This is a genomic window from Arhodomonas sp. KWT, from assembly GCF_010993615.1.
Genome location: NZ_WNXE01000021.1, coordinates 4,545 through 12,005, shown reverse-complemented (window position 1 = coordinate 12,005; position 7,461 = coordinate 4,545). Strand labels below are relative to the sequence as shown.

The window sequence follows — 7,461 nt, the reverse complement described above, 5'->3', positions numbered from 1 at the left end:
GCGGTGGACCGGATCATGGAGTCGAGCAGCATCATGGCGGTGCGCATGCTCCGGCTGCTCGCCACCCCGATGCTGCCCCGCTTCCTCCAGGCGGTCCGCGAGCGAGACGACGAGTGGATCGGGACGCTGCTCGAGCGCTGGCACGCCCGCGTTGGTGAGGCCTCGCCGGAGGTCTGGACGCTGACCGTCGGGCCAGCCGAGGCCCCGGCGTTGTTCACGGCGCTGGGTGAGGGTGCCGCGTTCACGGTGGCGGAGCTGCTGCGCGATCCACGCGAGCGCGATCTCGCCCTTGCCGCGGAAGTGCTGATGATCGAGCGCGGCGACACGTCGTGGCTGCTGCCGGGACCGGATCGCACCCTGGCCCGCGGGGACCGCGTGCTGCTCTGCGCGCGTCACGGGGAGCGGGCGCGGATGCAGCGTACCGTGACCAATCGGGACGTCTTCCGCTACGTGGCGAGCGGCGAGCAGCGCCCGGACGGCTGGCTGTGGCGCCGGCTTGCCGCGCGCCGCGAACGCTAGGCGACCGGATAGGGGCGCAGTGTTTTTACCCTGCTCCAGGGTAGCGAATGGAATTTCGGGTAGGTCGTGCGACACTCCGGGCCCGTTCCGGCAGCGTTGCACACGGCCTGCGGCCGTGCACGACCTACCCGCCCGGGATCCCGTCCGCGACGATGTTGGCTGTCAGGCGCAGCCGACATTGTATGCCTCGGGGGTGAGGGGTTACACGGCTAGGTTTGGTAGGGGCGTAGCGCCCGGAGCAGGTCGTAGAGCGAGAGCACCAGCAGCACGCCGCCGATGCCCATGGGGATCCACGGCCCGTAGGTGCGTTCGTTCACGAGAAAGGCGCGGTCCGGCTCACCGTCGGGGACGTGCGCCGTGACCGTCGCGTCCACCGGGTAGTCCTCGATGAACGACGTCGCCCAGTCCCGCTCGCCGCTGACCGTGGCCGCGGGCCAGATCCCCTCGGTGGTGTGGCCCTCGCCGCGGTAGTCGAAGCGGTAGCGGACCGTCGGCGTGAAGGAGACCGTCGTTTGGCCACCGGTGTCGTCCTCCTGACGCTCGACGCCGGTGGCGATCACCGTGGCGTCGACCGCCTGTGCGTCCGCCATCGTGTCCTTCACGCTTTGCTGCCAGCGATAGCCCATCACCACGAACGCCACCGCGACCGCCAGCGCCATTAGAGACTTGGCGAGTCGTCCCAGCATCAAGCCGCCCCCTCCTGCATCCTCCCTGCAGGAGGGTACCGGCGCGGTCGTCGTGCCGTCACCCCGACGATGCGTGTGCGGCCTGCGTTGACCGCCGGAGGTGGCGTCGGCGTGACCGCCTTAGTAGGATCGCGGCGTCATAGAGCGCCGGTGCGGCCGGCACGGAGTGAGGAGGGACGCGTGAACGGGACGGATCTCTTGGCGCTGAGGCGGCGTCTTGCCGCGGGTACGTTGCTGGCGGCGGTGCTGGTGGCACCGGTGATGGGATTCACTGCCGGTACGCTGCCCGGCGACTTCCTGGCCGGGGTCTGGGTGGGAACGCTGGCGGCATTCATCATGCTCGCCGGGCCACTGGCCCTGCCGGACAGCCCGGCGTTGAGCCGCGCGGTGGTTACGGTGCCGACCCTGGCGGTGGGTGGGGTGGCGCTGTGGCTGCTGCGCGGGGCCCGCCCGGAGCACGCCGAGGGCGCACTCGCGCCGCTGCTGGTGTTCGGGCTCGGGGCCGTGCTCGCCCATGCGAGCTGGTCCATACAGATCAACCGCGCCGCCCGCCGTCACGGCGGGTGAGGATCGCGATGGCGGCGACGCCTCCCCGACTCCTGTATGCTGGCGGACCATGAGCGAGCACGAACCGACCCACACCGCCCCCGGCCGCCGCCTCTGGCTGATCGATGCCAGCTACATCCACGCCGTCAACATGCAGGCCTTCGGCCCCAATCAGCGGGTCGACTACCTCAAGCTGCGGGATCTCGTCGAACGCGAGCTCGGCCCGGTCTGGCGCGGCTACTATCTCAACAGCGTGCAGAACGAGGCCCACGAGGCCCGTGACCGGTTCCACGGCTGGCTGCAGACCGCCGCCCCGGCCGGGCCGAACCTGATCGTCAAGCTCTACGGGCTGAAGAACGAACGGGTGCGTAACGCCTACTGCCAGGACTGCGGCACCAAGGTGGACCTTGCCTGTCCCCACGGCGGTGACGCCCACAACCTCGTCAACCAGCGCCAGATGGGCGTGGACGTCGGCCTCGCCACCCTCGCGCTGATCCACAGGGACCGCTACGACACACTGCTGCTGTCGTCCGGCGACGGCGATCTCATCGACGCCGTCGAGCATCTCTCGGAGAGCGGCAAGCGTGTCGAGCTGGCGGTCTTCTCGGCCGGTGTGTCCACGGACCTGCAGGCCCGTTCCGACCGGGTGCTGTGGATCGACGAGCACCGCGACGACGTCACCGGCTGACCGGGCGCGACGCGGGCGTACTCAGCGGTTGAGGTAGCGCTCGTCGTCGAAGCTGCTCACCCACTCCGGGCGGTAAGCGACGAGCATGGTCATGACTGCGCCGTTGATGAACCCCTCCGGGAACATCAGCAGCGGCAGCACCGGCAGGTAGTCCGGGGCGAGGGCGGCCGCCGAGGCGGCCGCCGCGGAGGCGAGGCCGATCAGACACAGGTAGGCCGTGCCCGCCGAGATCATCGCACCCAGGAAGGCGTTCACCCATACGTAGATGAAGAAGTGGGCCGGCAGGACCCGCTCGACCACCCTGGAGAGCGCGTGGGTGATGGCCACCGGCAGGGCGGCGCCGAGCAGCGCGCTGATACCCAGCGTCGGCCATGCACCGCCGGTGGCGACGATGGACAGCGCCGCCGCCAGCGTGCCGGCCACGATCGCGAGCCGCCAGCCGAACATCAGGGTGAGGCTGGTCATGCCCAGCAGGTGGAGCTGCAGCTCCGGGGCGATGCCGGCGCGCATCTGCCAGAGCAGCGCGACCAGCAGGGCACTGGCATAGAACACGTGCTGCAGCTCGGAGCGCTCCAGCAGACGCCACGGCGCACGCCGCACGGCGGCCACCAGCAAGGCGGCCAGCAGGGCGTTGGCGAGCCACAGCCAGGAGGCGGGAAAGAGGTCCGCGGGAATGGTCACTTCGTCACCCGCTCGTCTGCGACGGCCTCCATTGTACTAACCTTCCCAGAGGGATTGTCAGGTGTCAGGTCGACTGACCGACGCACGACAGGACCTCTGTGAGGAGCCGATCGGTCGGCCTTCGGAGGGGGGCGGCGGACCGCCCCTCCGAAAGGGTTTCAGTGGCTGCCGCGGATGCGGCAGGTGTTGAGACCGAGCAGCCGGTAGGCCGGGCAGAAGCTGAATGCCGCGGTGGCGAGGGGGATGAGGCCGATCCAGCCCCAGGGCGTCTGCGGCCCCACGAACACCAGCGCGATCAGAATGATCCCGACAATGGCCCGTACCGCACGGTCGATAGTGCCGACGTTTGCCTTCATATCCTTATAACCTCCCTTTTTCCCATCGTCATAATGCCGGAAAATAGCGGCATCGGTCAGTGACTTTGTCACCATTGGTCGCCACGACAGGGAGGGCGTGCCGTGTCATCGACCTGGGGTATGGACTGGCTGCCGGAACTCGACAAGCGCGCCCGGCAGCGCCTGATTACCGACGGCATGGAGGTCGCCTTCGCGGCCGGTCAGCGGGTGTTCGGGCTCGGGGAGCGTTGTAGCGGTCTGCCCATACTGCACAGCGGCAGCATCCGCGTTCAGATGCTGTCCGCGGCCGGCAGCGAGATCGTGCTCTACCGCATCCTGCCGGCGCAGATGTGTACGCTGTCCATCGGCTGTCTCCTCGACGAGGGGCTCTATCACGCCACCGCCGTCGCCGAGCGTCCGAGCGAGGCACTGCTGGTGCCCCCGGCGGTGTTCGACGACCTGATGTCGGGCTCGCCGGCCTTCCGTGACATGGTGCTGCGCAGCTATGGCGCGCGATTGCAGTCGCTGATGCTGCTGGTCGAGGAGCTTGCCTTCCGTAGGGTGGATGCGCGTCTCGCCGAGCTGCTTGTGGACCGTGCGGAGGCGGACACGGTACGGGCCACCCACCAGCAGCTCGCCACCGAGCTCGGCACCGCGAGGGAGGTGATCACCCGACTGCTCGGGGATTTCGAGCACGCCGGCTGGATCGAGCGCCACCGCGGCTGGCTGCGTATCGCTGACCCGCAGGCGCTGGCACGGCTCTATGCCGGGCCGGAGACCGCCTGAGCAGGACGCGCGACGACGATCCGGAACAGCCCGCCGAGGCCGGCGGGCTCGTCATGGACGCGCTCGAGTCCGGCGGCGTTCAGCAGCGGGCCGACGCGGCGGTTGAGGCCCGTGGCGAGGACGGTCGCCAGTGGGTCGAGGGCACGGCGCACGAGCCCCGGCCGGGCGTCGTCGGCGAGAAACTTGTCGAAGATCACCACCCGCCCGCCGGGGCGGAGCACCCGCGCCGCTTCCCGGATACAGCCCACCGGGTCCGGGATCACCGCCAGTATCAGGTGCAGAAACACCACGTCGAAGCTCGCGGGCGGGAACGTCAGCGCCGCGGCATCCATGACCCGGGCGTCCACCTCGCGCCCGGCGCGGCGGGCGCGCCGTCGCAGGCGGGCGATCATCGCCGGGGTGATGTCCACCGCGGTCACCGGAGTGTCTGTGGGGATTGCCGTCAGGTCTAGGCCGCTGCCCGCGCCGGAGAGGAGAACCCGTTCGCCGGGGACCAGGCCGGCGAGCGCTACGGCGCGACGGCGCTGGCGCGCGAAGCCGCCGGCAACGGTATCGTATATCGGGGTGTAGACGGTATACCGCCAGCGGTTCCAGCGGTTGGTGTTGATGGGCATCGGGCGTCTCCCTGCCGGTGTGATCCCGGCACGCGCGGGTTGACGGTGCGCGGGCTGCCGCCACAGTGTGCCGTACGGACCGGGTCATTGGCACGGTCGTCCCCGCGGGGCCGGCGCCGTCGCCGCCGCCGGCGGACGCCGGGTCCCGGTGACCGGGCCGATCGCACAGACAGGCACGGAGGATGGGTCATGGCCACAGGAGACGGTAAGGTCCAGATCGAGTGCGTCGTCGGCGACATCACCCGCCAGCCGGATATGGACGCTGTCGTCAACGCCGCCAATGCCCGCCTCATGCCGGGCGGTGGTGTCGCCGGGGCCATCCACCGCGCTGCTGGCTCCGGCCTCGCGCAGGAGTGTGCGCCGCTGGCGCCTATCGCCCCGGGCGAGGCGGTGATGACCGGCGGTCACGGACTCCCGAACCCGCACGTCATCCACTGTCTGGGTCCGGTGTACGGCCGCGACACGCCCTCGGACGAGCTGCTGACGCGCTGTTACCGCCGGGCGCTGGAGCTGGCCGACGACGCCGGACTGGCGTCGGTCGCCTTCCCGGCGCTGTCCACCGGTGCCTTCGGTTATCCCATGGCGGAGGCCGCGCCGGTGGCGATGCACGCGGTCCGTGAGGCCGCCCGTGGACTCGTCTCGGTACGGCGCGTGCGTTTCGTGCTCCCGGACGAACGGGCCCGGGAGATGCATCAGCGCGTGCTGGATGCGGTCTGAGCACCGCCGCTCAGGGCAGTGCCAGATCCAGGAAGGGCTGGGTCGAGAGGTAGAGGATGAGCGCCGCGGCAGCACAGTAGAAGAGGACTGCCAGCGGCCGGCGCCGCGCGCGCTGCCAGAGGGTGTCGGCCTCGCCGCGTGCGAGCCGCTCGCGGTAGTCGTTGCGCTCCCGGCGCTGGCGCTCGGCCTGGTAGTCGGCGAGCAGCGCCCGGGCCCGTTCCAGATCGTCGTCGTCCTCCAGCCAGATCGCCCCCATGGAGATGCCCCAGCGGTTGGGCTCGGTCTCGAAGTAGGGGATGCCGTTGGCCTCGAGCATGCCGCGCAGCTCCAGGATCTCGTCGTCGGGGACGTCGCGTAGGTTGATCAGTAGACGGGACATGTTCGGCGGCTATCCTGCAGGTGTCCGACCGCGGGCAGGATACGCGATGGGCACGGGCACGTCTGCGCCCTGGTACCCAGCCATGCGGATCGGGTCGACGGTTTTCGTTTGCTGCACTGCATCGTCCCGGTTAGATTGAGCGGGGATCGGGTGACATAGGCAGGAGGTTGCCATGTGGACGGAATGGCTCAAACGCTGGATGGAGATGGTGTTCTGGTGGCTGCCGCGGATCGACGAGGCCCCGGAGTCGAAGGGCCGCGAACGCTCGGCGCAGGCGACGCCCACGAGTTCCCGGGGCGGGAGCGAGACCACGGCGAAACGGCAGGGTGCCGAGGCACCGGCAACCCCGCAGGCGCCCCGCGCTTCCGCCACGCCGGCAGGCGGGCAGGGGGACGGCGAGGCCGCCAGCGCCGAGGGTTCGCCGAAGCCCGCGTCCGCACCGGCAAGTGCTCCCACCTCGGCGGGTGCCCCCGACACCGGTGGCGCGGATGCCAACGCGGCGACCGGGCAATCCCCGGCGAACCCTGGCGGTAGCGCGGACGACCTGACCGCCATCAAGGGCATCGGTGCGGCGGTGCAGAAGCGCCTTGCCGAGCTTGGCATTCACTCGTTCCGCGATCTGGCGGACACCGACGCCGCACGGCTGACCGAGCAGCTCAAGGCACGGCAGATGGTCGTTTCCCAGGAGCGGGTGAACGGTTGGGTCGCGGCGGCGCGCGAGCGGTTGTAGGCCGTCCCTCTGCGGCCGGGGCGCCCGTGTGACGGTGTGTCAATGAACCTGCCGTCCGGGGGCCGGGCGGCGGCGGGTGGCCGGTGCGCCCGGTGTTCAGGTGCACAGGCCGAGCAGGCGGTCCAGCGCCGCACGGTGAAGATGGTGCAGCGCCTCGCCGTGCAGCTCGGCGAGGGGCAGCCACAGCACTTCATGGCCGTGCTCTTCGGGCGGGTGGAGCGTTGGCTCACCGCTCAGCGGGATCAGCCGGAAGGTCTGGTCGTAGTGCCAGTATTCGTCGTGGTTGGCCGCGTAGTAGCGCGTCTGCATGGCGATCTCGGCGGTGGCGGCCAGTTCCACCCCCGCAACGCGCACGCCCGCCTCTTCCCGCAGCTCCCGCTGCAGGGCCCTGGTGGGGTCCTCGCCGGGGTCGATACCGCCGCCGGGCAGCTCCAGCCAGTTGCCGCCCGGCGGGCGCACGAGCAGTACCCGGGCGTTGCAGGTCAGCACCCCGTGGATCCCCGCCCGTGTCCGTGGCGATTGTCCGGGCGGACACCGCCGGATGCCGCCGCGGTGGTCGACGAACAGGCGTTCCGGGGCGCCCGGGTGCGCGCCGCCGCTCATCGGGGGGCACCCCCGGCTGCGCCGGTGCTCCGCGCGATGATGGCACGGCAGAAGGCACCGAGGTCCGGGGGGTGGCGGGAGGTGACCAGATTGCCGTCGGTGACCACCGGCTCATCGACATAACGGGCGCCGGCGTTGACGAGATCGTCCCGGATGGACCAGAAACCCGTCAGCTGT

Annotated in this window: 12 protein-coding genes and 1 pseudogene; 6 read left to right on the top strand and 7 right to left on the bottom strand. The window is 70.4% G+C overall.

The window, feature by feature from the left end; all coding sequences use genetic code 11:
- Positions 1 to 519, top strand: a pseudogene (locus tag G7A99_RS06190) (potassium transporter TrkA); the annotation flags it as partial.
- A gap of 209 nt (positions 520 to 728) precedes the next feature.
- Here G7A99_RS06190 and G7A99_RS06185 read toward each other — a convergent pair.
- A complete protein-coding gene (locus G7A99_RS06185) occupies positions 729 to 1,205 on the bottom strand; it encodes a DUF3592 domain-containing protein (protein WP_240466128.1) in 477 nt (158 codons plus the stop codon).
- A gap of 180 nt (positions 1,206 to 1,385) precedes the next feature.
- On the opposite strand from G7A99_RS06185, the gene G7A99_RS06180 reads away from it, so the two are divergent.
- The gene (locus G7A99_RS06180) at positions 1,386 to 1,772 is read left to right on the top strand and encodes a hypothetical protein (protein WP_163139213.1); all 387 of its coding nucleotides are present in this window, start codon (positions 1,386 to 1,388) and stop codon (positions 1,770 to 1,772) included.
- 49 nt (positions 1,773 to 1,821) lie between these two features.
- Positions 1,822 to 2,439 (top strand): NYN domain-containing protein, encoded by a 618-nt coding sequence (locus G7A99_RS06175; RefSeq protein WP_018717139.1) that lies wholly within the window; start codon positions 1,822 to 1,824, stop codon positions 2,437 to 2,439.
- Positions 2,440 to 2,460: 21 nt separating this feature from the next.
- Here G7A99_RS06175 and G7A99_RS06170 read toward each other — a convergent pair whose 3' ends face one another.
- Both G7A99_RS06170 and G7A99_RS06165 read right to left on the bottom strand, forming a co-directional pair.
- Positions 2,461 to 3,120: an energy-coupling factor ABC transporter permease gene (locus tag G7A99_RS06170; RefSeq protein ID WP_163139212.1), complete on the bottom strand. Its 660-nt coding sequence runs from the start codon at positions 3,118 to 3,120 to the stop codon at positions 2,461 to 2,463.
- Positions 3,121 to 3,278: 158 nt separating this feature from the next.
- Positions 3,279 to 3,476 (bottom strand): DUF2892 domain-containing protein, encoded by a 198-nt coding sequence (locus tag G7A99_RS06165; RefSeq protein WP_018717137.1) that lies wholly within the window; start codon positions 3,474 to 3,476, stop codon positions 3,279 to 3,281.
- Positions 3,477 to 3,578: 102 nt separating this feature from the next.
- Between G7A99_RS06165 and G7A99_RS06160 the strand changes: the two genes are divergently transcribed.
- Positions 3,579 to 4,241, top strand: coding sequence for a Crp/Fnr family transcriptional regulator (locus tag G7A99_RS06160; protein WP_163139211.1), 663 nt, complete (start codon positions 3,579 to 3,581; stop codon positions 4,239 to 4,241).
- Here G7A99_RS06160 and G7A99_RS06155 read toward each other — a convergent pair.
- The gene (locus G7A99_RS06155) at positions 4,217 to 4,855 is read right to left on the bottom strand and encodes a class I SAM-dependent methyltransferase (protein WP_163139210.1); all 639 of its coding nucleotides are present in this window, start codon (positions 4,853 to 4,855) and stop codon (positions 4,217 to 4,219) included. The genes G7A99_RS06160 and G7A99_RS06155 overlap by 25 nt on opposite strands.
- A 189-nt stretch (positions 4,856 to 5,044) precedes the next feature.
- Here G7A99_RS06155 and G7A99_RS06150 point away from each other — a divergent pair, with 189 nt between their 5' ends.
- Entirely contained in the window at positions 5,045 to 5,572 is a 528-nt protein-coding gene (locus tag G7A99_RS06150; RefSeq protein WP_163139209.1) for a macro domain-containing protein, read from the top strand.
- 10 nt (positions 5,573 to 5,582) lie between these two features.
- Here the strand turns inward: G7A99_RS06150 and G7A99_RS06145 are convergent, their stop codons facing one another.
- On the bottom strand, positions 5,583 to 5,951 hold the full coding sequence (locus G7A99_RS06145; protein WP_018717133.1) for a DUF6164 family protein: 369 nt from the start codon (positions 5,949 to 5,951) through the stop codon (positions 5,583 to 5,585).
- Between the two features lie 172 nt (positions 5,952 to 6,123).
- Here G7A99_RS06145 and G7A99_RS06140 point away from each other — a divergent pair, with 172 nt between their 5' ends.
- Positions 6,124 to 6,681 carry a DUF4332 domain-containing protein gene (locus tag G7A99_RS06140; RefSeq protein WP_163139208.1) on the top strand — a complete coding sequence of 186 codons (558 nt, stop codon included), beginning with the start codon at positions 6,124 to 6,126 and terminating at the stop codon, positions 6,679 to 6,681.
- 96 nt (positions 6,682 to 6,777) lie between these two features.
- On the opposite strand, the gene G7A99_RS06135 is transcribed toward G7A99_RS06140, so the two are convergent.
- Positions 6,778 to 7,284 carry an NUDIX domain-containing protein gene (locus G7A99_RS06135; protein ID WP_163139207.1) on the bottom strand — a complete coding sequence of 169 codons (507 nt, stop codon included), beginning with the start codon at positions 7,282 to 7,284 and terminating at the stop codon, positions 6,778 to 6,780.
- The coding region (locus G7A99_RS06130) for a DJ-1/PfpI family protein (RefSeq protein WP_205599753.1) at positions 7,281 to 7,461 on the bottom strand (181 nt) is incomplete at its 5' end. The genes G7A99_RS06135 and G7A99_RS06130, both read right to left, overlap by 4 nt.

Excerpts from the sequence above, each read along its gene's own strand:
- G7A99_RS06185 (WP_240466128.1), bottom strand. The coding sequence starts at position 1,205 with ATGCTGGGACGACTCGCCAAGTCTCTAATGGCGCTGGCGGTCGCGGTG.
- G7A99_RS06175 (WP_018717139.1), top strand. The coding sequence starts at position 1,822 with ATGAGCGAGCACGAACCGACCCACACCGCCCCCGGCCGCCGCCTCTGG.
- G7A99_RS06165 (WP_018717137.1), bottom strand. The coding sequence starts at position 3,476 with ATGAAGGCAAACGTCGGCACTATCGACCGTGCGGTACGGGCCATTGTC.
- G7A99_RS06155 (WP_163139210.1), bottom strand. The coding sequence starts at position 4,855 with ATGCCCATCAACACCAACCGCTGGAACCGCTGGCGGTATACCGTCTAC.
- G7A99_RS06150 (WP_163139209.1), top strand. The coding sequence starts at position 5,045 with ATGGCCACAGGAGACGGTAAGGTCCAGATCGAGTGCGTCGTCGGCGAC.
- G7A99_RS06145 (WP_018717133.1), bottom strand. The coding sequence starts at position 5,951 with ATGTCCCGTCTACTGATCAACCTACGCGACGTCCCCGACGACGAGATC.
- G7A99_RS06140 (WP_163139208.1), top strand. The coding sequence starts at position 6,124 with ATGTGGACGGAATGGCTCAAACGCTGGATGGAGATGGTGTTCTGGTGG.
- G7A99_RS06135 (WP_163139207.1), bottom strand. The coding sequence starts at position 7,284 with ATGAGCGGCGGCGCGCACCCGGGCGCCCCGGAACGCCTGTTCGTCGAC.